We start from the raw sequence: 25821 nt of genomic DNA on the forward strand, positions 1-25821 counted from the left end.
TCAGTGGCCTCCCTGGTTCAGTGGCTTTTGACGACCGTTATCATCAATCTCAAACGGCACATGGGTGGCCGAGAAGGGACGTTTCGGCCGTTCGGCTTCATGGCCGTCCTCTGCGTCTTCGTCTTCCATGCCCACGTACAGCACCCGCATCAGGTAATAGACACCGGAACTGAACACCAAAGCATAGACCACGATGTAGCCAATCAGGGAGAACAGCGCCATACCGCCGGTCAATGACGGCGTAACCGACTCGCTCTGGTTCATCAGCCCATACACCAGCCAGGGCGCGCGGCCAATCTCCGTGACAAACCAGCCGGCCAGTACCGCCACAAAGGGTGTCAGACTCATAAAGCGCAACCCTTGCAGGAACCAGGGGGTTTGCCAGTATCGGCCACCGGCCCTCAATACCAGGCCGGCGAGGCCAAAGAGGATCATCAGCATACCCAGGCCAACCATCACCCGGAATGACCAGAACACGATTGCGACCGGCGGCTGCTCGTCCACCGCGACTTCGTTCAGCCCGGGCACTTCGCCGTCCCACTCATGGGTGAGGATCAGGCTGGCCAGGCTGGGAATGGCTACCTCGTACCGGTTGGTCTGGTTTTCCTGATCGGGAATCGCGAACAACAGCAGCGGCACATTACGCGAGGTTTCCCAGTTGCCTTCCATGGCGGCGACCTTCATGGGCTGGTGTTCCAGCGTGTTCAGGCCATGGAAATCCCCGATAACCGCCTGGGTGGGGGCAAGAACCAGAATCAGCCACAGGCTCATGGACAACGCGCGCCGGTTCGCCTCAACCTCACGTTTGCGAAGCAGATACCAGGCACTGACACCCGCCACCACGAACGAGCCAGTCAGGAACGAGGCCACCACCATGTGGGAAAAGCGATAAGGAAAGGACGGATTGAATATCGCCTCGCTCCAGGAGGTGACAAAGAACACCCCATCCCTGAATTCCGTACCGGCGGGGGTATGCATCCAGCTATTGGCTGACAGGATCCAGAACGATGATATAAAGGTGCCCGTGGCCACCATCACTGCCGCAAACAGGTGAACCCCGGCAGGCACCTTGTCGCGCCCGAACAGCAGCACGCCCAGGAAGGCTGCCTCGAGGAAGAAGGCGGTGACCACTTCATAACTCAGCATCGGCCCCAGGAAGTTGGCGGACGCCTGGGCAAAGTTGCTCCAGTTGGTGCCGAACTGGAAGGACATCACAATGCCCGACACCACGCCCATGCCAAACACCACCGCGAACACCTTGGTCCAGAAGGCAGAGAGTTTCGCCCAGGAAGGGTTATTGGTTTTAAACGCCAGGCCCTCGAGCACTGCAATGTAGGACGCAAGCCCGATGGTAAACACCGGAAAGATAGCGTGGAAGGACACCACGAACGCAAACTGGATTCGCGACAGAAAGACGGGATCAAGTTCCATGCGGAACCTCCGGACACTACAGTGAACAGAATAAACGAGCTTGGCGCCCGCTTGGCCGCTGCCTTGGCTGGGTTGTAGTGTTGTTTTACCGGCAGATAGTAGCCATGCTACCCGTAGCACAGGGAAAACCAAGGGACAGAATGTCGCACCCCTTGATTTAAAACAAGTATAGGAAGGCTCCATGGGTTTCTACGACGAGCGAATACTGCCACACCTGATCGATTACTCCTGCTCAGTAGGGCAGGTAATGAAGCTGCGCAGCCAAGTGGTGCCGAAGGCAAACGGCACTGTGCTGGAAGTGGGTATGGGCTCGGGCATTAATCTGGAGTTCTACAATCCGGATACCGTTAGCCTCGTCTACGGCCTGGAGCCGTCCGAAGGCATGCGGCGAAAGGCACAGGCCAACCTGGCCAGATCCAGCGTTGCCGTGGAATGGCTGGACTTACCGGGCGAGCAAATTCCGCTTTCGGACAATAGCATCGACACGGTACTGCTTACGTTCACCCTATGCACCATACCCGACTGGCGAGCCGCGTTGGATCAAATGAAGCGGGTACTCAAGCCCGACGGCGAACTGCTGTTCCTGGAACACGGCGAATCGCCGGACCAGGGCGTGTGCAAATGGCAACACCGCATCACCCCAGGCTGGAAGAAAATCGCCGGCGGTTGCCACCTCAACCGACCGATCGCGGACCTGATCCGGGAAGCGGGGTTTGAGATCACCGAACTGGAAAACCTATACGTGCCCAAGGCCCCGAAATTCGCTGGTTATATCTACAAGGGCAGGGCGCGGAAGCCTCAGCAACCTAGCTAAAAACACCTCCACCGCAATCCCAATTGCGTTACCGGGCGCGGCCTTATACAATCCTGCCCCTCAAAAGTGCCTTACAAGCCCCTCCGAATGCTCCGGTGGTGAAATTGGTAGACACAAGAGACTTAAAATCTCTCGACCTCACGGTCGTGCCGGTTCGATTCCGGCCCGGAGCACCATATAAAACAATCGGGTATGTGTATTCTTCGGTTGCTCGTCAAACGCCTTCTTTAAAATGTAGACAAAATTCTTTGGCGGGAAATGATGATGCGGCGGCCTAGATGATAGTTAATGTTTTGCGGTCATGCGGCCGGCCCGCTAGGGCTTAGAAATCTCGACCTCCAATTGGATTTGGTGTTTGTTCTAACTTCCTATCCTCAGTGCTTTATTGGTCTAAAAAAACGGCTTCAGTGCTGACTTTTGCGTGGCTCTGGCCTCTCCGGATCTCGCAAAAATGAAATTGTCTACCGCCCTCAGTGTGCGTCTCTTGAAACGGTTAATAGTGGATTGCATCCCAGACCAATCTAGTGTCCCATTCGGTTAATTCGCGCGCTTATTATCAATGGCACTCAGCTTTGCCCGCGCCACCGATGTCATAATAGCTTCGGCGCTTTTATGCCACCGGAATGGCTTGGCCAGTTTCTCGTTGTGAATCTTGATGTACTTTTTAATAGCTGACTTCAATTCAGCAACGCTGGTGAAAATGCCTCGATAAAGGGCGCGGCGTTCCAGTTGTCCAAACCACCCCTCAACGGCGTTCAGCCACGATGCGCTCGTAGGTGTGAAGTGCAGTTTGAAGCGAGGGTGCTTGGCCAGCCAGGTTTTGACCTCCGGGGTCTTGTGAGTCGAGCTGTTATCCAGGATCACGTGCAGATCCAGATCCTTCGGGCTTTCCCGGTCGATCTGTCGCAAAAAGTCCAGAAACTCCTTGGCACGATGGCGTTGAGTAACACGACCAATCACCTCGCCCGTCAAAATGTTAAAAGCCGCGTACAGGCTGGTTGTACCATGGCGCTTGTAGTCGTGCGTATGACGCTCAATTTGTCCTGGCCTGAGTTGTAATTTTGGCTGTGTCCGGTCGAGCGCCTGGATCTGGGTCTTTTCATCAACAGACAGAACCAGCGCATTGTCCGGTGGATTCAGATAAAGGCCGACAACGTCACACACTTTCTCAGCGAAGTTCGGGTCGTTGCTGATTTTGAACGTTTTGAGCCGGTGCGGCTTTAAATCCGCCGCTTGCCAGATCTGGCGCACTTGCCAGCGCGTCACCCCGGCATGCTTTGCCATGAGGCTGAGGCTCCAGTGTGTGGCTTCTGTCGGGACCTTGTGGACCGTGTCTTCTAAAATCTTTTTGACAGTTTTGTTGTCCAGTTTTCGGGGTTGACCCGGTCGGGGCGCATCATAAAGCCCCTCAAGACCTTGCACGCTATAACGCTTGCGCCACTTGAAAACCGTTTGAGTGCTAACCTGAAGCGAGTCTGCAATCCCTTGAGGCGTCTCGCCGTCATTCAGTAACAAAAGAATCCTGGCGCGTTGAGCCAGATGCTGACTCAGAGTGTTTGTTCGGCACCAGCCTTCGAGTTCCAGTTGATCGTTTACGGTCAGATTAAATGGGGCTGCGGGCTTGGGCACAATGGGAACCTGTTATTGCTAATCAATGAGCCCTTATTATAACCTATATAAGCCAGCGAATTAACCGAACGGAACACTAGTTGGGCCTGGACTAATATCGGTAAAGATGCTAAAAATTTGTAGAAAATTTAGGCTATTACCATTTGTAGAACGACAATTGAGCATACTGCTTTCAACAGCCGATAGTTGGCGATATCTGAGAAAGTTAGTTTTATCCATAAGGAAAAAAAATGGCAAGGGTATCAAGATTCGCAATCAGAGGGTTATATGAGGAACGAGATATTGAAATTCCCTTTAATAGCCACATTCAGGTTCTTGTTGCTGAAAACGGATATGGTAAAACTACCGTATTAAACGCTCTGTATGCCACGCTTTCAGGCGATGTATCTAAGCTCAGGAAAATTCCTTTTCATAAGATTGAGATCGAATTTGACGATGGCGAAGAATTTTGTATCGAAAAGGATAATCTTGCCCTTCGGAGTGACGCTTTTGCGAATCACGGTTTCTACAATCATTTGATGAAAAAGCTTGGCGTCCATAGAGCCGAAAGGCTACTGGAGGCATACCTTAGTATGCCAAAAGCGCAGTTTCGAAGCTCTGGAATATTTCGCTCCTCCAGAAAAATGATCGAGCTTCCTTATTCTACTTTTTTGGACTTTTTAGAGCAGATAATAGAAGGTAACGAAGGCTTAGCTGAACGCACCAAGGCGAAAGATACTCTGAAGGAAATAGCAGATAAGGTCGACTATCAGTTTCTATACCTGCCAACCTTTCGAAGGGTTGAGCAAGACTTTAAAGAACTTGGGCTAGATCATCAGGATGGTGAATTTATCCATGATAATGCTATTAATTTTGGAATGGGTGATGTTGATACAAAAATTAAAGAAATTACTGAAGAAATAGTGAAAAGTTCGGTTGAGTGGTTCTCAAAGGTGAATGGAGAAATGCTCAGTCAACTGGTAGATGGTTTTAGTGTTGATGAAGATTTAAAGAAGAGCATAAAGAATCCCGATGCTATAAAGATAGTACTGGATCGTATCGGTGATAATATTGACGAAGAGTATAAGCATCGCATTCTGGATCTGGTAGAAAGTGGTGACATATATGACGGCAGGCATGAGCCGCTCATCTACTTTATCGCTAATTTAACAAAGGTTTACGAGCAGCAAAAAGAAAACGATACCTGCATTCAGGAGTTTACTGAAGTTTGTAATCGTTATCTTGGTGACAAGATGATGGTTTATAACGAAAGTAACGTCACAGTAAACATTGTCAGGAGAAAAAATAACCGACTCGTCGATATTGAAACGTTATCGTCGGGTGAAAAGCAAATAATCTCACTTTTTGCAAAACTATATTTGCAAAAAGATGAAAACCTAGCAATATTTTTTGATGAGCCAGAGCTTTCTTTATCGATAGAATGGCAAAAAAGTTTGTTGCCAGATATCTTGAACTCTAAAAAATGTTCCTTTTTATTTACTACGACCCATTCACCATTTATTTTTGAAAATGAATTGATGGAAAATGCTGTAGATCTTTCTACCTATATCCAGGAGTTGTAATGAATAGGGTGGACTATCTAAAAGCGATGACGGAATCTTACTCCGTAAAGTTTATGGAGTTTACGAGAGTTGTCTCTAAAGCCCCTGATGCCGTGGTTTGCTTTTTCGAAGGAGAAGATGAAAAGTATTATTCTTCAAGGGTGTCACATGGTCTATCTGGCTTTTTTTGGCATGGGATTGATACTGGAGGAAAAAAAGTAGTATTAGATGTATTTTCCGAGATTTCTAAACACCCAGTATATAGAAGTTATAGATACTTATTTTTTATAGACAGAGATTTCGAACATTGGTTTGAAAATCCTAACTCAGCTTTGATCTATGTTACTCCTTGTTACTCGATCGAGAACTTGTATATCTCGGAAGACGTATTCAAAAAAGTTCTAGCAGCAGAGTTTGGTGCCACTGAATTTAACCATCAGAGGCACTCTTTCAAAGACTGCGTTGAATTGCTCCGCAGGCTTAAACGAGAATTCGGAGACGCCCTATTTCAATTCAATGTATGGGTTAAAGCCCATCGAATTATGGAGCGAGACGGCCTAAAAGCTGCCAAATTAAATGTTAGGAATATAAAAACAGAAGACCTTGTGTCAGTACTACTTGATGGTGTTGTCACTAAGTATGACAGTGAGGATCCTAGCTCTGTGTTTAAAGATACAGGAAACTTCGTAATTGACGAATGTGCACGGCGCGAGGCTGAGACATCATTGCAAATTGATGAGTGGGAGACTGATTACCGCGGCAAGCAGGTTATTGATTTTCTCCGAATGTTTTTAGTGAAGCTTAGGGAAGACATCTCGAGTACGCGGCCGGTCGTTTTCGACGAAAAGGCAAAAATTCGTCTTACCCTCTCCAAAGATAGCATCATCTCTGAGCTCTCCCAGTATGCTGAGACACCTGAATGCCTCATGGGCTTCCTTGCTTCATACAAGACGTTGCTTTCAAATTCGGCATAATACTCAACGAAGAGAAGAGTCTAGCGGGCAGTTATTGACAGAACTCCAAGGAGGCGTGTTTGCGCCTCTTACTGAAACTTCACACGAACCGCTGAGTTGAATGTCGTCCTCGGACGGCCTAGTTTGACCGATAGTCCACTCGTAGATCTTGGTCATCACCCGACCTGCGGAACCAACCAAGTCTTTCAATTGCTCTGCTATTTCGTGATATTTGTTCTCTATTGTCTTCGGTATCATGAGGGCCCGTAACGGCCGATCCTTTAGCTGGAGGCAAACGTTGCTCATCAGTTCCACGTATTGCTTCCAGTCGTCATTATCGACCGCTTTTTCGAGCTAGCTGATGAGCCCCTTCCGTTCTCCTTTGATGTTCCTGAGCCGCCTGAGCTCTCGGTAAATAATCACACTGGGAGCTCCCATAACTGAAACTGGTGGATACCCCAGCTACCTGCCCAGGCTCTAATTCGAGCCGTTGACTCGACCGCAAGGTCGTGCCGGTTCGATTCCGGCCGGGAGCACCATACATCGACACCTGTTACAAGCCCGCTTTAGGCGCCCGCGCCGCGTGCAACTTCTTATAACTATCAACCAACCGCTGATGCTTCTCCAGGCCTTCCAGTTTCATACTGGTGGGCGTCAGGCCATGGAAGCGTACTTCGCCGCTGACTGAGCCGACCACGGCCGCCATGGTGTCTTCGCCGAACATGCGCTGCAGGTTGGGCAGGTAGTCGGGCAGTTCCAGTTCGTCACTCAGGGTGATTTCCAGAACGGTGTTAACGGCACGGTAGAACAGGTTGCGCTCCACGGTGTTGTCGTTGAACTGCAGGAACATGTCGACAAATTCCTGGGCTTCTTCGTGCCATTGCAGGGCCAGGCAGATCAGCAGTTTCAGTTCCAGAATGGTGAGTTGGCCCCAAATTGTGTTCTCGTCGAACTCGATGCCAATCAGGCTGATGATGGTCATGTAGTTGTCGAGCTGGCTGGCTTCCAGGCGCTCGGCCAGGTCGGCCAACTGATCATCGCTGAGGGCGTGGAGGTTGAGGATATCTTCGCGGTAGTCCAGCGCCATGTTGGTGTTGTCCCACACCAGATCCTCTACCGGGTAGACCTCGGAATAGCCGGGTACCAGGATGCGGCATACCGGCGCGCCCAGGTCTTCGTGGGTCGCCACGTACACTTCTTTGCCGAGGTCCTCCAGAATGCCGAACAGGGTGCTGGCCTCTTCTTCGTTGGTGCCGGAGAAGTTCCATTCGCAGAACTCCAGGTCGGATTTGGCGCTGAAGAACCGCCAGGACACCACGCCCGTCGAATCGATAAAGTGCTCGACAAAGTTGTTGGGCTCCGTCACTGCCTGGGTGCTAAAGGTGGGCGCCGGTACGTCGTTGAGGTTCTCAAAACTGCGGCCCTGAAGCAGCTCGGTCAGACTGCGTTCCAGCGCCACCTCGAAACTCGGATGCGCGCCGAAAGAGGCGAACACGCCGCCGTTTCGCGGGTTCATCAGTGTCACGCACATAACCGGGAATTGGCCGCCCAGGGAGGCATCTTTCACCAGGATCGGGAATCCCTGTGCTTCCAGAGCGTTGATGCCCTCAACAATGTGCGGGTATTTATCCAGCACACTCTGGGGCACGTCCGGCAGCGCCATTTCCTCTTCGATGATCTGCTTCTTGACCGCGCGCTCGAAGATTTCAGACAGGCACTGTACCTGGGCTTCTGGCAGAGTGTTGCCCGCGCTCATGCCGTTGCTGAGGAACAGGTTCTCGATCAGGTTGGAGGGGAAATACACCGTTTCGCCGTCGGATCGGCGTACGAACGGCAGGGACACGATGCCCCGGTCGGTCTTGCCGGAGTTGGTGTCGGTCAGGTTAGACCCGCAAAGCTCGCCTTCTGGGTTGTAGATGGCCAGGCAGTGGTCGTCGAGAATACCTTCGGGCAGCTCGTCGTCCGGTCCTGGCTTGAACCATTTTTCGTTGGGGTAGTGGACGAAATCGCTGTTGGCGATGTCTTCGCCGAAGAACTGGTCGTTGTAGAAGAAGTTGCAGCTCAGGCGTTCGATGAATTCACCCAATGCCGAGCACAGTGCGCTTTCCTTGGTGGCACCCTTGCCGTTGGTGAAGCACATCGGGGAGGCGGCATCTCGAATGTGCAGCGACCACACGTGGGGCACGATGTTGCGCCAGGAGGCGATTTCGATCTTCATGCCCAAGTCCGCCAGTATACCGCTCATGTTGGCGATGGTCTGTTCCAGCGGGAGGTCCTTGCCCTCGATGTAGGTGCTGGTGTCACCTTCCGGCGCCATCAGCAGGGCCTGGGCGTCTTCGTCGAGGTTTTCGACGGTTTCAATCTGGAACTCGGGGCCGGTCTGTACCACTTTTTTCACGGTGCAGCGGTCAATCGAGCGCAGGATGCCCTGGCGGTCCTTGTCGGAAATGTTTTCCGGCAGTTCCACCTCAATTCTGAAAATCTGGTTGTAGCGGTTTTCCGGGTCGACGATGTTGTTCTGCGACAGACGGATGTTTTCGGTGGGAATGTCCCGCGCCTTGCAGTAAACCCGCACAAAGTACGCCGCACAGAGCGCCGATGACGCCAGGAAATAATCGAACGGGCTGGGGGCCGAGCCGTCGCCTTTGTAGCGAATGGGCTGGTCCGTGACCACGGTGAAATCGTCAAACTTGGCTTCAAGCCTGAGGTTTTCGAGAAAATTAACTTTGATTTCCATGAACAGCGTACCGGGTTTGCAGAATTGAGCGGGCTTTCAAAAGCCGGAGGGCCATTATCCAGTTTTTGCCGCCCTGCGTCTTGGGTGGCTTACAAATCGGATGGGAATGTCCGTACATCAACGGATGTGTCAAGCCAAACGGGTTTGCCGATACCGTTTCACCTCTATCCAGCCATGGACCATCAGTGCGGAGAAGACAATGGCGCCGCCGATCAGGCTCAGGGTGGTGGGAACCTCGCCGAGGAACAGCCACACCAGAAAAGAGCCCAGTATGGTTTCCAGTAACAGCATCAGGCTGACTTCTGCGGCCGGTATGTAGCGTGGGCCAATCTGGATGAGCACGCACGCCACCGGCAGGAAGAACAGGCAGAGCAGGGCGATGAATAAGGCATCCCGGGGTGAGAGCAACACTGCGCCGCCCGCCAGCGCTGCAGTGCCGGCAACGAGCAGCGCGCCGAACATCAGTACAAGGCTCATATCGCTGTCCGGTTTTGAGCGTGCCACGTTGAGATTCAACGCCAGAGCGGTTGCCGCAACGCCCGCCATGATCAGCCCTAAAGGATCTCCGCGCCCCCATTCGCCAAATGCCATCAGGGTGGCGCCTGCCACGCACACGAGGATGACCATCCAGGTTCGCCACGGCAGGGCTTCTTTCCAGACCAGCCAGGCGATGAGTGCGGCAATGACCGGAGAGGTGTTGAGAATGACCAGCACGTTGCCAGCCGCGGTGTTTTTCATGCCCATCACAAAACCCAGTTGGCTTAACCCGAAGGCGACGGCGCAGAACACCCCTTTCCAGCCGCATCGACGGATCTCAGCCCCCAGGCGGGTGCGATAGCGGACCGAACTGATCACCAGAAAGCTGAACGCCAGCAACAGCCCGCGCCAGAACAGAAACACCACCGGCTCCACGGAGGTGATTTTCACCAGCAGGGCGTCCGGCACGATGAACAGCACACCCAGTGCGGCAATGGTCAGGCCTTTGAGTCGGGTTGTCTGCAAGCCGCTACTCCGCTGCGTTGTCGTTGGCGGTGCAGGCTTTCTCAAGCCGGGTGATGCAGTCGCTGAACGTACGGCTGATGCGTGTCTGGTCTCGAATCATGGCCATTCGCGGCCAGGTGGCCTGCTCTCCAAGCCGGACGAACATTTCCAGGTCTTCCTTGTTGGGGTTGGACAATATCTTGCGATACAGCAGCGGTTTGAACGGGAACTGTATGTTGATGTCCCCCAAATAGGTCTGCGTGGCCATGGCATGAGCCTGCTCCAGTAAAGGCCGCAGTACCGTCGATGACCAGTTGTTGCGGGTGAGCTGAAGCGTTGTCGCTACCTGGGCGTGCATCAGCGATGCGGCAGCCTGTTTGGCAGAGGCGCCCGGGCCGCGCTGGTGGTGATGGCTGATAAAGGGCAACACATGGGGATTTGCCTGGCTGACGATGGTGCGATTAACGTTATGCAACCGCGCCATGCGCATCAGCGGCAGGTCGCCATGAACACTGCCGTCGATCCATCGCTCGGTGGGCATATAGGGCTTGCCCCCGTTGTCACCCCTATCCTTGTCCCTGGCCTGGAGCGTTACCGGCGGATAGATGCCAGGCACGGCACAGGACGCCAGGATGGCGGAATCCACCAGTACCTCCGGTGAGGCCAGGTTGTTCAACAGGCGGGGTTTCTGGCGAGTACGGGTCGGCGATACCGAAATGTTCAGGGTGCGGCCGCTTCGTTCAGCCGCTTCCTGAAAGCTGGTACGGCCGATGTTGGTGCGAATGTGGTGGAGTAGCTGGGATTGGTCCATGGCGTGACGCTTTCGCCAGATTCGTTTGGGTTCGAGCCAGCGGAAGGCGTCCAGGTGGATCTCCCCGGGTTCGTTGAAAAAGCGCTCGAGCTCGCGATTGTTACGGGTACAGATGGCGCCGGCGACAATCGCCCCCATGCTGGAGCCGGCAATCACGTCGGGAAGCAGTCCTTCCTGCCAGAGTGCGCGGGTGACACCAATATGATAGATGCCGAAGGCGGCGCCACCACTCAACATAAGGGCCGGGCGGCCATACACTCGCTCTGCATCCCGGAACAGGCGCAGCTTTTGCTGGTCAGATACGCCCGGCATGGGGTTGTCGCAGATGAAGTTCATGGAACGTTCCACTTCATAAAGGAACTCGCTGACCAGGACTTTGGTGCCGCTCCAGGAGATGGCGTAGAGGTCAGGGTTGCCAATCTCACCCAGGTGGCGATAAAGGCTTTCCTGCAGAACCCGCGTCAGCGCTCGGGTATCGCCCTTGTCGCGACAGCGTTTCATGGCCGTGATGTGGTCGCGAATCAGGGCTTCGTGGAGCAGTTCGCAGCCATCCTCTTCCCGCCACGCCAGCGTTCCCTCCAGTTCATCCAGGTTTGTGGCGGTGGCGAGCCAGTGCTTGTAGGAGGAGGCTTCGGTGAGTTGCTTTTCCAGTTCCCGGCGTTGTTTCTTTGTATCTCTCATGGGATAAAGGATACATCAGGAAAACGAAGTAGGGGGGATGATGACTGAGCAAACCGAACTGTTGGTAAAGAAATACTCCGAAAACGGAATCACCACGCTCACACTGAACCAGCCGGAGCGCCGCAACAGCCTGTCCATGACCATGCTGGAAGCACTTTCCGCCGAACTGGAATCTGTTGCGGATGACGTGGACACACGGGTGGTGGTGATTGCGGCCGCAGGGCAGGTGTTCTGCGCCGGGCATGATCTGCGGGAAATCCGCGACCAACTCGACAGCCATGAGTTCCAGCTGAGACTGTTCAATCAGTGCAGCAAAGTAATGCAGCAGATTGTGAACCTGCCGAAACCGGTGATTGCCCGTGTGGCTGGCGTGGCGACCGCGGCCGGTTGCCAGCTGGTGGCCAGTTGCGACCTTGCGGTAGCGGCTGATACGGCGCGTTTTGCCACGCCCGGTGTGAACATCGGCCTGTTTTGCTCCACGCCCATGGTGGCGTTGTCCCGCAACGTATCCCGCAAGCAGGCTATGGAAATGCTGTTAACCGGCGAGATGGTCGGAGCATTGAAGGCTGAGCAGATCGGTCTGGTGAACCGGGTGGTGGATGAGCAGGTTCTTGACGAAACTGTCTACCGCCTGGCCACCACCATCGCCGGCAAATCCGGCCATACCCTGAAGATTGGCAAGGAGGCGTTCTATCAACAACTGGAGATGGGGCTGGCCGAGGCCTACGACTTTACGTCGGAAGTGATGGCAAAGAACCTGCAGGCGGCCGACGCCCACGAAGGCATCTGCGCGTTTCTGGACAAGCGCAAACCGGAATGGAAAGACGAGTAGGGCGGCTAACGGCAGTCTGATGGTTTCAGGGAGAGTCGATCTCCCACGCCAATTCCCCGGCTTTCGAAATAGCCCAGGTTCATTTCCAGGGCCCGATAAAATGGGACGCCGGCTTCATAAGTTGGGCAGTCCCGGCCCTGGTCCGACGGGCAGGGCTCCATAGGGTGAATGGCACCGATGGTGCCGTCGCGGTCCAGATAGGCAATATCCAGTGGAATCAGCGTGCGGTACATCCAGAAGCCGTGGTCGGCACGGCGCTGGTTGTTATAGACGAACAGCATGCCGGCGTCTGGAGCCAGCCTCTCCCTGTCCATCAGCCCGCGGCTGCGTTCGGCTGGCGTGCGCGCCACTTCAACCGTGATGGGCATCGCCTGCCCGGCAGAGATCAGGCATGCCTGTTCCACCGGCAGTTCGTCATTGTCCGGGAGTGCTGCCAGGCAACCGGAGAACAGCAGCGCCAGGCAAACCAGCAGGGCTCTCACGAACGCAGCCGGTAGCCGGTCTTGAAGATCCACCACACCGCGACCATGCACGCCGTCAGGAACAGCAGTGTCATGCCCACGCTGATACCCACATGCACGTCAGACACGCCGTAGAATGCCCAGCGGAAGCCGCTGATCAGGTACACCACAGGGTTAAACAGGCTGATGGTCTGCCAGATCTCCGGCAGCATTTCGATGGAGTAGAACGTGCCCCCGAGAAACACCAGCGGTGTCACGATCATCAGCGGAACAATCTGCAGCTTTTCAAACCCGTCCGCCCAGATGCCGATGATGAAACCGAACAGGCTGAAGGTGATGGAGGTGAGCACCAGGAAGGCGAACATCCAGAAAGGGTGGAGCACGTCGTAGTCCACAAACAGTTTGGCGGTAATCAGTATGATGACGCCAAGTATGACGGACTTGGTGGCGGCGGCACCGACGTAGCCGAGAACGACCTCCAGATAGGAGACCGGTGCCGACAGGAGCTCGTAAATCGTGCCGGAGAACTTCGGCATGTAGATACCAAACGAGGCATTGGAAATGCTTTGCATCAGCAGCGACAGCATTACCAGGCCCGGAATGATGTAGGCACCGTAGCTGATGTTGTCGATGTCGCCCATGCGGCTGCCAATGGCGGAGCCAAACACCACGAAGTACAGAGAGGTGGAGATTACCGGCGAGGCGACACTCTGCATCAGGGTGCGGCGCATGCGGGCCATTTCAAAGTTGTAGATTGCTCGGACACCGTAAAGGTTCATTGCGTTACTCCCGCATACCGGTTGGTTTTATTCATGCACCAGGCCAACAAAAATCTCTTCCAGGGAGCTTTCCCTGGTCTGAAGATCCCGGTATTCGATGCCCAGGTCGCCCAGGGTTCGCAGCAGGCGCGCTACGCCAGCCTGCTCCTGTTGTGAGTCGAAGGTGTAGATCAACTCGTAGCCGTCATCTGACAGGTCCACCGGCTCCAGCGTGAGCGTACCGGGGATTTTCTCGAGCGGATTCTGCAGGTGCAGGCGAAGCTCTTTCTTGCCCAGCTTGCTCATCAGCCGGGACTTGTCCTCAACCAGGATGATCTCGCCTTGGCGGATAACGCCGATTCGGTCGGCCATCTCCTCCGCTTCTTCGATGTAGTGGGTGGTGAGGATGATGGTGACGCCGCTTTCCCGCAGCTTGCGCACCATTTCCCACATGTCCCGGCGCAGCTCCACGTCTACCCCGGCGGTGGGCTCGTCGAGAAAGAGGATGCGGGGCTCATGGGATAGCGCCTTGGCAATCATCACTCGACGCTTCATGCCGCCTGACAGGGACATGATGCGGTTGTTGCGTTTGTCCCATAACGACAGGTCTTTCAGGACTTTCTCGATGTGATTCGGGGCGGGCGCTTTGCCGAACAGGCCCCGGCTGAAGGAGACAGCGTCCCAGACGGTCTCGAAGGCGTCGGTATTAAGCTCCTGGGGCACCAGGCCAATGCTCTCCCGGGCTTTGCGATAATCCTTCACGATGTCATAGCCGGCGGCTTTTACTTCGCCATCGGAGAGGTTCACAATGCCACAGATAATGCTGATCAGTGTGGTCTTGCCGGCGCCGTTAGGGCCGAGCAGGGCGAAGATTTCTCCCCGCTCGATGTCGAGGTTGATGTCGTTGAGGGCCCTGAAACCATCCGCATAGACTTTGTTGAGGTGCTTGACGGAGATGTCCGGTTGCACTGGCTTGTCCTGTTGGTGGTGGATCAAAGCGCGGTATTTTCTCATGACCGGTGATGATTTAGAAAGCTTTGCCTTGTTAGCGATTATCCCCATAATGCCCGCTCAATTGTGGAGGAGTGGATGTGTTGAGAGCGCTTGTTGCTGTGCTTGCCATTGCCTGCGTCGTCGCGCTGGGCATTTTGGGCCCGCGTTGGCTGATGTCTGAAGATACCGCCGAGGCCGATCAGGGCACGGTTAAGTGCGATCTCCTCAATGCTACGTGCCACTGGGCACAAAAGGGCAAAAGCTGGCATGCGCGGTTGCAAAAAAGCGGTGTTCAGGCCCAGGGCACGGAATACCATCTAACGGTAAAGACCGACGGGAATCAGCCCCGGATGCTGGCTGTGCTGCGGGGCGAGTCCATGTACCTGGGGGAGTATCCCGTTCCCATGACCAAGGCGGGGATGTCGCCCGATGGTGAGGGCCAGCTTTGGGAAGCACGGTTTACCGCACCTTTCTGCACCACGGACCCAAGCATGACCTGGCGGATCGACCTTCAGGCCGGGATAGATCACGCCTTCGTGATGCCCGTAAAACTGACGTTTGTAGCCAAGGGCCGCGTCTGACGATGGGATGACAGTGTGTCAGGATTGTGTAAAATCAGCAGACCACCATACATCGTCCAGGGAAGCGCATATGGATTATGGCGATAGCGTACACAAAGTCCTGTTAAGGAAAATCCAGAAGGCGGAACAGGATCTGCTTCAACTCAAACTGGATTATTGCCGGTTCATCTTTGGGCTTAGCCACCGGGCCAGAGTGACAAGCAATGGCAACAGCTACGTGGTGCGTTCCGTGGATGTGGAGACTATGGAACGTCTGGACGACGGGTGCTTTTCCCGGCCAGAGGTGGCAGGGAGCCCTGTCGATAAGCCCGATACCGCAGACGCCGTAAACCTTGGCGTCGACTGGACGCTGGAAGAGCCTGCTACCCGCCCAAAAGCCCGCAGTTGAACGGGCACTCCTTTAAGCGTTAGATAAAGGCGTTCGACGTAATCGTTGAGTAGAGGCTGTGTTCCTGCGGAACATAGCGATGCCCGCTCCAGTGCTCTGCACCGTTTACACCACTTCTAAAAAAGGCCAACAAGGTCGAACTACCTGTCATCGTCGATAGCGCCTGGACCGCTTCGGGTTGCCGTATGCCGATTTTTCGGCTGGCCAGCTTGCTGACCAGGTCAAGCAGCGCATCTGAATGCCGCTGCGGCTTGTCACACAGGGCGCAGGCAGCACCGTACAACCAGACGACGGCATATTCCCGAACCGCAAGGGGCGCTGTTTCCAGAACTAGCCCATGTTCCCGGCAATCCCTGTCCTGAAGGCTGAGCAGGATATGCAGTTGGGTGATCAGTCCACACGTGTCTGAGGGGGCTGTGTGGGATGGTTGCGGAGCAGCAACGGAGCGTTTCTTTTGAGCCTCTGGTAGTGGAGGCTGGGCCGACTGTGGGTGTCCAGCCACCATTGTCACCACGGACGCCGGCACGAACGGATCGTTTCGGACCAGTGTAAGCATGCGAAAGAACAGTAAAAGCAGCAGCGCAATCAGCCCGACTTCGAACAGCATAATAAAGCTGCCAATCATAGGTGTTCCCTCTTGCTCAAACCTTACTCAAACCCTGGCCGAGCGGTGTTCCGGTGGAGATTGTTACATTCGTTATCCGAAGTGTAACTAAATGCATCCTGAGCACGAAGGGAAGCAGGGCCAAAAGCGGCGGGAATCCGCGGAACTGTGACGCGGTAGGCAGCTAGCAGGTGGGCATGGTCTGCAGGGCGAGTTTCCTGCGGATAAAGCGGCCCAGCACATCGACACCGATATTCAGCGATGCGGTGATCAGGATCAGCACCATCGCGCGATCAAACTGGATGTTCTGGATGGCGCTGTCGACATAGAAACCCAGGGTGTAGATGCCCAGTATGCCGAGGATGGCAGTTTCCCGCATGATGATCTCCCAGCGGTAGAACAGGAACGCCAGGAACGAACGATAGACCCTGGGCACCAGTTCATAGGTATATCGATTAAGACCATTCGGCGCATCCGGGCGTAACCGGATGGTGCTGGACTGCCGGCCAATCAGATGGCCGATGATGCCCCCATTGTGCAACGCCAACGCGACGACAGCAGGCAACATGGACGGTCCCCACAGTTGCAAAAGGATATACGCCAGGATGTATTCCGGCGTGGAACGCATGATCACCAGGAAGACATGCCCGGACGTGCGGCGCACTGGCCCTCCGAAGTGAGTGGAAATCAACGGGAAGGCCAGCAGTGCAATGATCCCGGTTGCAACCAGGGCCACCTGGGTCAGGATCACCGTGTTCCAGATGCCCGGCATGGCCTGATTGACAAACATGTCCCCCAGCCACGCGCCCATGCCGCCCCAGCCTTCTTCACCGCGCAGTGGCGACGGCACGATGTCCTGGGTGAAAAACCGACCGACGTTGCTCCAGACAATCGGGAGACCTTCGCCAAGAAAAAACGGAGCGCCAACGATATAAACGGGCAGCAGCTTCGGCTTTACCCAGAGCGGCATGGTGGCTATCAGCACATAGAAAAGGATCAGCATGGCGCCGGCGTCGGAATAGTGGCCTTGTGAAAAGGCCGATTCGAGGTAGAAGCCGAGGGTTGGCAAGCCGACAAAGCCAAGGATGGCACTGGAGCGCAAGCCGCATTCCAGCCGGTATGCGGTGTAGGTTCGCAGTTGCACCCAGCAATCCGGTATTTTGGTGTACAGGAAGGCCGAAACAACGCCCGTACGGGGCGGTAACAGGCGACCGGGCTCGGGGTCGGCTTCTTCCAGGATCTCCGAATAGACCTTGGCGAAGATACCAGCGTAGGGGATAGCGATCGCTAGAACGCCTGTCAGCGGATGGAAGCCGAAAAATTGCAGGAAAATAAGCGCCCAGAACAGCTCGTGTATCGCCCGCACAAACGCGCACAGAATCCGAATCGGCATCCAGCGATAAACAAGCGCCAGAAGAAAGCCGCTGATACTGCCGAGAGCGACGCCAACGAAGGCAAAGGCAACCGTCCGAAGCAGGGCGGTTGCCAGCCCTTCGGTACTGAAAAAATCCGGTGTCATCACGCCCAGGAAGAACCGACCAAGATCTTTCCAGGGATTGGCTGCCGTGATAGCGATATCGGCAAACACCAGGCCTACCAGGGCGATGGCGATAAAGATCAGGCTGGTTTTGACGGTTGGCGAAGACAGCATAGGAGTGGAATCTGGGCCGGTTGAGTCAGTAGAGTGGCGCAATGTCGGCCGGTGTGAGCTTTTCGCTCGGCTCGTCCAGCGCGATCTGCCCGTCCTGGATGCCCACGATACGGGTGCAGTATTCCAGTGCGAGCTCGACATCATGGAGTGCGATAACGCTGGTCTTGAAGCGCTCTCTCAATAACGTCATAACCTGATGGGCAAGCGGTCCGTCCAGGGCGGAGACAGGCTCGTCCGCTAACAAAAGTCCTGACTGCCGGTAAAGGGCACGGGCGATGGCCACGCGCTGGCGCTGTCCGCCGGACAGCGATGCAGTGGGCATCCAGGCTTTCTCGGTCATCCCCAATTCCGACAATAGGCTTTTGACGTCACGGCTGTCCCGGGTAAATGGCCGAACCAGGGTAACCATGTTGTACCAGTTGCCGTGGGCATCGAGGCGGCCCATGTACACGTTGTGGAATACCGGTAACGCGTTGACCAGCCCCAGGTCCTGGGGTACCAATGCTGCCAGGCGCTCCACCTGCTCATAGACAAGACGGATCAGAGTGGATTTTCCGGCGCCGCTGCGGCCCACCAGGCCAACGCGCTCTCCTTCCCTGACACTGAGGGAGAGCGGGCCAATCACCCGCTCTCCACCAAAAGACGCCGTCAGGCCGGACAGATCGAATCCCGACATTAATCGATGATTCCGATCTGCTTTCCAACTACCCGGATCGGCTCGTAAGCGTCATTGGAGACTGGGATGAAACCACTACGGGGAAAGCTTTCAAGCAATTCAGGGTCGTCCATCGCAAGCAGGGCTTCCTGAAGCCGTTTCTGGAAACCTTCACCGAACTGTTCGTTGACGTCGCCGCGAACACTCCACTGATAGTTCGGGTACGACGGCGTTGTCCAGATGACCTTCACCGCGTCGGTATCAATGTTGCCGTTTTCCATTTCCTTGTCCCACACTGAGAAGTTGATCGCGCCAACATCGTAGGTGCCCGCCTCTACGAGACGAAGGGTGCGGGTGTGATTGCCACTGAAGCCTACACGGCTGAAGACGTCGTCGGGGCTGTCATCAAAGGATTCGCGAATATAGTACTCCGGAATCAGGCGACCGGAGGTTGACCCCTTGGAACCGAAGGTAAAGGTCTTCCCCCGGAGTTCGTCGGACAGGGTTTCCATCTCGTCAAGTCCGGTACTTTTGTGGGCAATGAAATGAGTGTAGAACGCTTTGTCTTCCACGCCCTGGGCAATCGCTTCAGAGCCGGGAACCAATTCGCGGGCCTGCACGCCGGAAAGCCCGCCGAACCAGGCTAGCTGGACCTGGTTGTTGCGGAAGGCTGAAACCGCGGCGGCGTAGGATTTGACAGGGATATAGCGAACATCTACGTCCAACTCTCCTGCCAGGTAATCGGCGATACCCCTGAAGCGTTCCACCAGTTTGGTTTCGTCTTCATCGGGAATGGCCGTGAAGACGAGTGTCTGGGCTGAAACGGTTGCTGAAGAGAGCAAGGTCAGTAAGCTGGCGACAGCGAATTTCCGTATCAATTTCAAAGCCATTTGAATTTCCTTGTGTCTGGAGCTGAATTTAGCGGGGTCACATGTCCGGACGGGAAGCCCGAAGCTATCCAGAATACCGTGATTTACTGCAACTCTGAACAGCTATACGATTCTATGAGCCAATCAGGTTAGGGGTATCCGGCAAAAAATGAAAATCTTGATGGAAACCGACACTCATGAAAATCATCCTGAATACCCCGGCGCTACCGGGCTCCAGGGCTGGTAATCGGGCCACGGCGGACCGATGGTGCCGGTTGCTTGAGCAGGCCGGACACCGGGTTTTCGTTGTGACCGAATACAACAACGAGCCCTGCGACCTGTACATTGCCCTGCACGCCTGGAGGAGCCATGAGGCCGTTCTTCGCTTCCGTGACCGTAACCCGGAAACGCCGATAATCGTTGTGCTTACGGGCACGGACATATACGACCACCAGTACCGCTACCCGGAGCAAACCCTCCATTCCATGGCCCTCGCGGATTGCCTTGTGGGGCTCCACCATCGTGTTGGCCGGGATATTCCCGAGCGTTTCGTGCCAAAGCTGGTGACGGTGTTGCAGTCCGCCGATCGGCCCGGGGGTAATGCAGGCGTCGATACCAGGCATTTCGATGTCTGTGTTATCGGACACCTGCGCGAGGAGAAGGACCCTCTGAGGGCCGCAATCGCGGCGAGGACATTGCCGCCAGGTTCGACCATCCGGGTGCTGAATGCAGGCAAGGCTCACAGCCATGACTGGGCTCGGCGAGCCATAGCCGAACAGGAGGCCAATCCGCGTTTTCAGTGGCTTGGCGAAATTGACAGACCGTCCACCCATCAGCTTATGAACCGTTGCCGTGCCATGGTTATCAGCTCGGTGATGGAAGGAGGCGCTAATGTCGTATCCGAAGCCTGTCGTGCAGGGCTGCCGGTTATCGCGTCGGACATCTCCGGCAATATTGGCCTACTGGGTGAAGATTACCCGGGGTACTTCCGTGTAGGCGACGAGGCTGATCTTGCGAAGGTGTTACTGTGGGCGGAACAATCCCCCGAATATCTCGGGGAACTGACCGATCGCGTCACCGAACTCGCCTCTTGCTTTGTTCCTGAAGCTGAGCAAGCGGCCCTGCTCACTGCGATTGAGAAGGCCAGGGCCAAAGGCGACCGTCTCAATCCCTGAGTGTGATGGGCTCGATGGGGCCGCTCTCATCCTGCAGCAACACCCGCCCTATAATGGCAGTGTGGGGATAGCCCATTGCTTTCAGCTCACTGATACAGGCATCCGCCTGGTCAGCGGGCACGCTGGCCAGCAGTCCGCCGGCGGTCTGCGGGTCGAAGATCAATGGGTAGCGAGGATGGTTGACCCACTTTTCCTGGTCTCGAATACCACGCCGGAGACGAATGTTGGCCGGCTGCAAGGAGCTGAGGATACCTGCTGCTGCAGTTTCCTCAGCGCCAGGCAAAATCGGTATTGCCGTGAGATCGAGCTCCGCATCAACGCCAGAGGGGCGCGTCATCTCAACCAGATGGCCAAGCAAACCAAAACCCGTTACGTCGGTGCAGGCTCGTGAACCATATCGGCGCAGGCACTGGGCCGCGTCTTTGTTGGACTGCATCATTGAGGCCAGGGCAGAATCAATCCAGCGGCCTTTCGCGGCAAGTTTGGCGTGGGCAGCGAAGAGCGTCCCGGTACCGATAGGCTTGGTCAGCAGCAGAACGTCTCCGGCCCGCAGGCCGCCCTTGCTCATGACGTCATCCGGATCAATCAACCCGTTGACGGCAAAGCCCAGTGCCAGCTCACGGCCTTCACCCGTATGGCCGCCTACCAACGCGCAGCCAGCTTCATTCAGCACTTCCACGGCGCCGGACATCATCTGGTAAACCACGTCTTCCACCTTGGACTCTATGCCGTAGGGCACGGTCGCTACGGCGGTGGCACTCTGAGCTTCGGCGCCCATGGCAAACACGTCGCCCAGGGCGTGATTGGCGGCAACCCGGCCGAACACATAGGGGTCGTCAATAAAGGCGCGAAAGAAATCGACGGTGTGAACCACCGCCTTTCCGGGTGGGACGGTCAGTACGGCGGCGTCGTCTGGGGCGTGTAGACCAATCAGGATGTCATCCCGCTCTATTGGTCGCAGCTCGCCGAGGGCCCGTGACAGCACGGTACTGCCCACCTTGGCACCGCAGCCACCGCAACGCATGGCCACCGCGGAGATGGCCTGGGACGCTTCCTCGGGGTTTTGTGCGGCGCCGGTGTCGGGCAGGGCGGCGTTCTCTTCCATGGCGGGAAGATCATTGAATTTCGCCATGAAGCGTCTATCAATGCTGTTTTTCCAGCGCCAGACCCAAGAACCGGCCAACGACAGGTCACCTCTGGAGGCCACTGCGAATTTGTCGCCGGTACTGATCAGCGCCAGCCATTTTTTCTGCGGCCGGAATGGCTTCGCGGGCTTTCCGAGGGCATGGCGGCGGAGGTTGTCCGCCAGTGGCCGGCCCTGACGAACGGCAAATACGCCGGCTTTTTCCCGGGGGTGATTTACAACGTTGGCAATGTCACCCGCCGCGAAGATATCGTTGTCGGTTTCTGTCTGCAGGGTGTCCGTCACCCGGATAAAGCCACCGTCGTCCAGGGCCAGGCCGGTATCCCGCAGCCACTCGGGGCCGCCGGCACGGGTGACCCAGAGCACTTCGTCAACCGACAGGGTGTCGCCGGACTCCGTGGTCAAACGATTGGCCTCGACCTCTGAGACTGCGGATCCCAGGTGGACCTTCACCCCACGGCTTGCGAGTGTGTCAGCGAATACCGCACGCACCCTGGCGTTGTGGGTAGGCAGGATCTGCTGGTCTGCATCAAACAGATGAAAGTGCAACTGGTCCGGGTCGTGGCCGCGCTTTTCGAGCTCATTTCGTAGCCGGAACTGCATGGCCAGTGTGAGTTCAACGCCACCTGCACCTGCGCCGACCACAGCAACGGTCATCGGGCCGTCATGGTTTTCCAGCCGCGACAATAATGACAGCCAGCGATTGTTGAATCCGTTGATAGGCTTGACGGGCACTGCATGTTCAGTTGCGCCGCTGACGTCACCGACCTTGGGAGCGGACCCGATATTCACCGACAGAATGTCGTAAGGCACGTCCGGTCGGGAGCGGCAGACCACACGTTTTCGATGGCGGTCGATGCCAACAACTTCATCGCGGTAGAAGCGCGCGCCCGCGAACTCGGCCAGTTTGCTGAGGTCTATATGGACGTCGTCGTAGGAATAATGCCCAGCCACATACCCGGGAAGCATTCCGGAGTAGGGTGTATGGGTATCCCTGCAGATGAGGGTAAGGCGGACACCAGGCACTGGGTTCATGGCAAAGCGCTTGAGAACGCCTACGTGGCTGTGTCCGCCGCCAATCAGGACAATGTCCCGTAAAACAGGCTGTTCGGATTGTTGCATTAAATAACTTTCTTGGCTTCGTCGCTGAAGGTGTTAAAGCCTTTCACGCTTGAAAATGCCTGAAGCTTTTCTTTGTCCGCGTCAGACGGATTGGCGATCTGGTCAACCGAGGTGATACCGGCTTCCTTCATTTTGCGGGCGGTGGCCGGCCCAATACCTTTAACCTGGGTCAGGTCGCTCTTGTCCTTCGGCTTTGGAGCGCGTGTTGCTGCAGCCGGCTTTGCCGCTGGCTTCCGCGCGGCCGTGGCGGCTTTCTTGGGAGCGGCTTTAGTGGCTGCGGCCGGACTTTTGGCGGCGGTGCTCGCCTTGGGTTTGGCGGCTTTCTTTGCAGTTGCCGCTTTTGGTGTGGCGGGCTTCTTGGCGGTCGGTTTTTTGGCCGCTGTCTTACTGGCGGTGGATTTTTTCGGAGCTGACTTGCCTTTGGCAGCAGGGCCGGCCTTCTTGGCGGCCTGGCCTGCGACCTTCTTCGCCTCTTCGCTGGCTTCCTTGCTGGCAATACCAAGGCGGTCCAGGATATTGTTTTGCAAATCGTGGAATTCACCCAAGCGACGTTCAAATTCTTCGTTGAAACGTTTCATTTCACGATCACGAAGCTCATCCACTTCCTTCAGCAGTTTGCGGACGGGTTCCTGAATCTGGTTTTGCAGGCTGTCGAACTGCTTGAGGGCGTCGTTGATCAGCTTTTCGATCTGTGATGACGTTTTATCGAACTCTTTGTTCACTTTCTTGACGACTTTATCAACGCTTTGCTTGTTGGCTTTCTTCGCCATGAGGACTTTCTCCTTGAAGTGCAAGTTGATGTGGGGCGTTGGTGAGTTCAGGCCAGTTGCCGAATGCTGGAGGCGGGCCCTGAGGAACGTCTGGATTTTAGCGTCTGCTTCTTGAGCACCACCTCACGAATGCGCTTGAGTTTTTCGCTCAGGGCAGACGAGGAGTTGTCATTGAGTTCTACGAAATCAACGGAATAGAAGAAATTGCTACAGTGTTTCCTGCGTTCCGTTACCAGGCCGGTAATTCCATCCGCCCTGATGTCGTCAAACGGCATTTCCATCACGAGATCCAGGATAACCGTATCACCGGGGTTAAATATCTTGTCCGTCTTCATCACACATCCGAAGTGATCGAGCTCGAACAGGGCGGCCTGCACACGCTCCCGGCGAAAGAGGCCACGCTTGATGTGAAAATGTGCGACAAGATCCGGTAGTGCTTCGTTCATCTAAAAGTGATCTCTTTTGCACCCCGAGGGGGTCCGGACGACACCCCGAGGGCGTGTTCCTGAAAGTATATGGTTAAACAATAGCCACACTCTGTTGGTTTGGCAACGTGTTCAGTGTCATACGATAGAGCTCTCAGGCGGTTCATCAACTGTTTTTATCATTTTGGCCCGTTTGTAGCGTGTTGAGCTCGTAAATATCCGTGCGCCGGTCTTTCAGGTTCGTCACCGAGCCTTCGTTGCGCACCAGCTTCAGCTTTTCCAGATCCATATCTGAAAACATGATCATTTCCGTATTCGGTGTGGTTTCCGCCATCACCGCATCGTGGGGGAACGCAAAGTCCGACGGTGAGAATACGGAAGACTGGGCGTACTGCACGTCCAGGTTCTCAACCTTGGGAAGGTTACCCACACTACCGGTGATCACGACATAGCACTCGTTTTCAATCGCCCGTGCCTGCGCACAGTGCCGCACCCGAAGGTATCCGTTCTTGGTGTCCGTCCAGAAGGGCACCATAATAATATCCACCTCTTCGATGGCCGCCAGGCGCCCCAGTTCCGGGAACTCGATGTCGTAACAGATCATGATGGCCACGCGGCCGGCGTCGGTGTCGAACACCTGGAACTTCTCACCGCCTTCGATGACCCAGTCACGGCGTTCGTGGGGCGTGATATGGATCTTGCGCTGCTCGTCGACGCGGCCGTCGCGGTGGCACAAATAGGACACGTTGTAGACCCGATCATTTTCGAGCAGGGGCATCGAGCCGGTAATGATGTTGATGTTGTAACTGACCGCCATTTCCGACATCTGATTGCGGAATTGCTCGGTAAAGCCTGCCAGAAAGCGAATGGCCCGTGTCTGGTCCACTTGGTCCGTCAGGCCCATCAGCGGTGCGTTGAAAAACTCTGGAAACAGGGCGAAATCGCTCTTGTAATCCGAGAGCGCATCCACGAAGTACTCCACCTGTTCCAGCACTTCCTCCACAGAGGTAAATTCACGCATCTGCCACTGAACGGCACCCAGGCGCACTTGAGTCTTCTTGACGTTAAGCACCGGCGACGGCGGGGTATAGAGGATGTTCCGCCATTCCAGCAGAGTGGCGTAGCCCAGGGATTTCTCGTCTTCCGGCAGGTACTTGTGCATCAGCCGGGTGACCTGGAAGTCGTTGGACAGCTGAAAGCTGAGGATCGGGTCGTAGATGTCCTTGCGATCCACACGCTGGATGTATTCTTCCGGGGAGTGCTGGTCTGAATACTTGTGATATCCAGGGATGCGGCCACCCGCCAGGATGGCGCGCAGGTTCATGGATCGGCAGAGTTCTTTGCGAGCTTCATAAAGCCGCCGGCCAAGGCGGTAGCCGCGATAATCCGGGTGGATAAACACATCGAGGCCGTAAAGCGAGTCGCCTTTGGCGTTGTGCCAGATTTTTTCATTGCGCAGGATCAGGTCGTCGTAGGTGTGCGGATTGCTGAATCGCTCATACTTGACGCACACCGTGAGGGCTACGGCCACCAGGTCACCGGACTCTTCGATACAGATCTGACCATCCGGAAACTGTTGCACCAGAGCTTCGATCGTGTCCTCTGGCCAGGCACCGCCAATATCGTCGTAGACCCTGTCCATCAGTCGCTGGAGCTGTGGGTAATCATCACTGGTCAGGTTACGAAGGTTGAGGTGCAGTTCTTCGTGGGCCATATACGGCAGCTCCCGTTGGGTGTGGAAATGACGGCAAGAATTGTCGATTGCTTCGGTATTTTATCAGAGAGCGCTAAAGACTTCTTATCACCTAAAGCTTA

General features: G+C 55.5%; 23 protein-coding genes and 2 tRNA genes. 9 read left to right on the forward strand and 16 right to left on the reverse strand.

The features are described from left to right. Positions 1-1431, reverse strand: coding sequence for a cytochrome ubiquinol oxidase subunit I (locus SIC19_RS19410; protein ID WP_127401339.1), 1431 nt, complete (start codon positions 1429-1431; stop codon positions 1-3). A gap of 181 nt (positions 1432-1612) precedes the next feature. Here SIC19_RS19410 and SIC19_RS19415 point away from each other — a divergent pair, with 181 nt between their 5' ends. After that, a complete protein-coding gene (locus SIC19_RS19415) occupies positions 1613-2245 on the forward strand; it encodes a class I SAM-dependent methyltransferase (protein WP_075195770.1) in 633 nt (210 codons plus the stop codon). A gap of 89 nt (positions 2246-2334) precedes the next feature. Then, positions 2335-2421 (forward strand) — tRNA-Leu (locus tag SIC19_RS19420). A gap of 361 nt (positions 2422-2782) precedes the next feature. Here the strand turns inward: SIC19_RS19420 and SIC19_RS19425 are convergent. Beyond that, the gene (locus SIC19_RS19425) at positions 2783-3874 is read right to left on the reverse strand and encodes an IS630 family transposase (protein ID WP_075195769.1); all 1092 of its coding nucleotides are present in this window, start codon (positions 3872-3874) and stop codon (positions 2783-2785) included. Between the two features lie 230 nt (positions 3875-4104). Between SIC19_RS19425 and SIC19_RS19430 the strand changes: the two genes are divergently transcribed. From SIC19_RS19430 to SIC19_RS19440, 3 genes are all read left to right on the forward strand, one after another. After that, positions 4105-5436, forward strand: a complete 1332-nt coding sequence (locus tag SIC19_RS19430) for an AAA family ATPase (protein WP_075195768.1) — start codon at positions 4105-4107, stop codon at positions 5434-5436. Next, the gene (locus SIC19_RS19435) at positions 5436-6389 is read left to right on the forward strand and encodes a DUF4435 domain-containing protein (RefSeq protein WP_075195767.1); all 954 of its coding nucleotides are present in this window, start codon (positions 5436-5438) and stop codon (positions 6387-6389) included. Before SIC19_RS19430 ends, SIC19_RS19435 begins: the two co-directional genes overlap by 1 nt. A 409-nt stretch (positions 6390-6798) precedes the next feature. Beyond that, positions 6799-6907: transfer RNA gene (locus SIC19_RS19440), tRNA-OTHER, on the forward strand. 14 nt (positions 6908-6921) lie between these two features. Here SIC19_RS19440 and SIC19_RS19445 read toward each other — a convergent pair. The 3 genes from SIC19_RS19445 to SIC19_RS19455 form a co-directional block, all read right to left on the reverse strand. Further along, on the reverse strand, positions 6922-9105 hold the full coding sequence (locus tag SIC19_RS19445) for an OsmC domain/YcaO domain-containing protein (protein WP_127401337.1): 2184 nt from the start codon (positions 9103-9105) through the stop codon (positions 6922-6924). Positions 9106-9234: 129 nt separating this feature from the next. After that, on the reverse strand, positions 9235-10107 hold the full coding sequence (locus SIC19_RS19450) for a DMT family transporter (protein WP_127401335.1): 873 nt from the start codon (positions 10105-10107) through the stop codon (positions 9235-9237). 4 nt (positions 10108-10111) lie between these two features. Further along, entirely contained in the window at positions 10112-11578 is a 1467-nt protein-coding gene (locus SIC19_RS19455; protein WP_127401333.1) for a patatin-like phospholipase family protein, read from the reverse strand. 40 nt (positions 11579-11618) lie between these two features. On the opposite strand from SIC19_RS19455, the gene SIC19_RS19460 reads away from it, so the two are divergent. After that, positions 11619-12410: an enoyl-CoA hydratase gene (locus tag SIC19_RS19460; protein WP_127401331.1), complete on the forward strand. Its 792-nt coding sequence runs from the start codon at positions 11619-11621 to the stop codon at positions 12408-12410. Between the two features lie 5 nt (positions 12411-12415). On the opposite strand, the gene SIC19_RS19465 is transcribed toward SIC19_RS19460, so the two are convergent. Genes SIC19_RS19465 through SIC19_RS19475 form a run of 3 tightly spaced genes read right to left on the reverse strand, consistent with a single transcriptional unit; the run spans position 12416 to position 14598 of the window. Continuing rightward, complete coding sequence (locus SIC19_RS19465) at positions 12416-12892, reverse strand: DUF192 domain-containing protein (protein WP_127401329.1); 477 nt, start codon at positions 12890-12892, stop codon at positions 12416-12418. Then, positions 12889-13650, reverse strand: coding sequence for an ABC transporter permease (locus tag SIC19_RS19470; protein ID WP_007152138.1), 762 nt, complete (start codon positions 13648-13650; stop codon positions 12889-12891). Before SIC19_RS19470 ends, SIC19_RS19465 begins: the two co-directional genes overlap by 4 nt. A 27-nt stretch (positions 13651-13677) precedes the next feature. After that, positions 13678-14598, reverse strand: coding sequence for an ABC transporter ATP-binding protein (locus tag SIC19_RS19475; protein ID WP_127401327.1), 921 nt, complete (start codon positions 14596-14598; stop codon positions 13678-13680). Positions 14599-14720: 122 nt separating this feature from the next. On the opposite strand from SIC19_RS19475, the gene SIC19_RS19480 reads away from it, so the two are divergent. Together SIC19_RS19480 and SIC19_RS19485 are read left to right on the forward strand one after the other, a co-directional pair. Continuing rightward, entirely contained in the window at positions 14721-15203 is a 483-nt protein-coding gene (locus tag SIC19_RS19480; RefSeq protein ID WP_127401325.1) for a hypothetical protein, read from the forward strand. Positions 15204-15273: 70 nt separating this feature from the next. After that, positions 15274-15591 carry a hypothetical protein gene (locus tag SIC19_RS19485; RefSeq protein ID WP_127401323.1) on the forward strand — a complete coding sequence of 106 codons (318 nt, stop codon included), beginning with the start codon at positions 15274-15276 and terminating at the stop codon, positions 15589-15591. Positions 15592-15610: 19 nt separating this feature from the next. Here the strand turns inward: SIC19_RS19485 and SIC19_RS19490 are convergent, their stop codons facing one another. The 4 genes from SIC19_RS19490 to SIC19_RS19505 form a co-directional block, all read right to left on the reverse strand. Beyond that, a complete protein-coding gene (locus SIC19_RS19490) occupies positions 15611-16216 on the reverse strand; it encodes a hypothetical protein (RefSeq protein ID WP_127401321.1) in 606 nt (201 codons plus the stop codon). Between the two features lie 163 nt (positions 16217-16379). Next, a complete protein-coding gene (locus tag SIC19_RS19495) occupies positions 16380-17846 on the reverse strand; it encodes a PhnE/PtxC family ABC transporter permease (RefSeq protein WP_127401319.1) in 1467 nt (488 codons plus the stop codon). A 25-nt stretch (positions 17847-17871) separates the two neighbouring features. Beyond that, positions 17872-18522 carry a phosphonate ABC transporter ATP-binding protein gene (locus SIC19_RS19500; protein WP_127401317.1) on the reverse strand — a complete coding sequence of 217 codons (651 nt, stop codon included), beginning with the start codon at positions 18520-18522 and terminating at the stop codon, positions 17872-17874. Beyond that, a complete protein-coding gene (locus SIC19_RS19505) occupies positions 18522-19391 on the reverse strand; it encodes a putative selenate ABC transporter substrate-binding protein (protein WP_075194872.1) in 870 nt (289 codons plus the stop codon). Before SIC19_RS19505 ends, SIC19_RS19500 begins: the two co-directional genes overlap by 1 nt. Positions 19392-19567: 176 nt before the next feature. On the opposite strand from SIC19_RS19505, the gene senB reads away from it, so the two are divergent. After that, a complete protein-coding gene (senB, locus tag SIC19_RS19510; protein ID WP_036207298.1) occupies positions 19568-20545 on the forward strand; it encodes a selenoneine biosynthesis selenosugar synthase SenB in 978 nt (325 codons plus the stop codon). On the opposite strand, the gene selD is transcribed toward senB, so the two are convergent. The 4 genes from selD to SIC19_RS19530 form a co-directional block, all read right to left on the reverse strand. Then, a complete protein-coding gene (gene selD / locus SIC19_RS19515; protein ID WP_127401315.1) occupies positions 20535-22811 on the reverse strand; it encodes a selenide, water dikinase SelD in 2277 nt (758 codons plus the stop codon). The genes senB and selD overlap by 11 nt on opposite strands. Next, positions 22811-23581: a helix-hairpin-helix domain-containing protein gene (locus SIC19_RS19520; protein WP_127401313.1), complete on the reverse strand. Its 771-nt coding sequence runs from the start codon at positions 23579-23581 to the stop codon at positions 22811-22813. Before SIC19_RS19520 ends, selD begins: the two co-directional genes overlap by 1 nt. A 47-nt stretch (positions 23582-23628) precedes the next feature. Further along, positions 23629-24027: a hypothetical protein gene (locus SIC19_RS19525; protein WP_007152149.1), complete on the reverse strand. Its 399-nt coding sequence runs from the start codon at positions 24025-24027 to the stop codon at positions 23629-23631. A 145-nt stretch (positions 24028-24172) separates the two neighbouring features. Continuing rightward, a complete protein-coding gene (locus SIC19_RS19530; protein WP_036207289.1) occupies positions 24173-25720 on the reverse strand; it encodes a bifunctional GNAT family N-acetyltransferase/carbon-nitrogen hydrolase family protein in 1548 nt (515 codons plus the stop codon). Between the last annotated feature and the right edge of the window lie 101 nt (positions 25721-25821).

Source organism: Marinobacter sp. MIT930201 (genome assembly GCF_047122665.1).
Lineage (GTDB): Bacteria > Pseudomonadota > Gammaproteobacteria > Pseudomonadales > Oleiphilaceae > Marinobacter > Marinobacter salarius.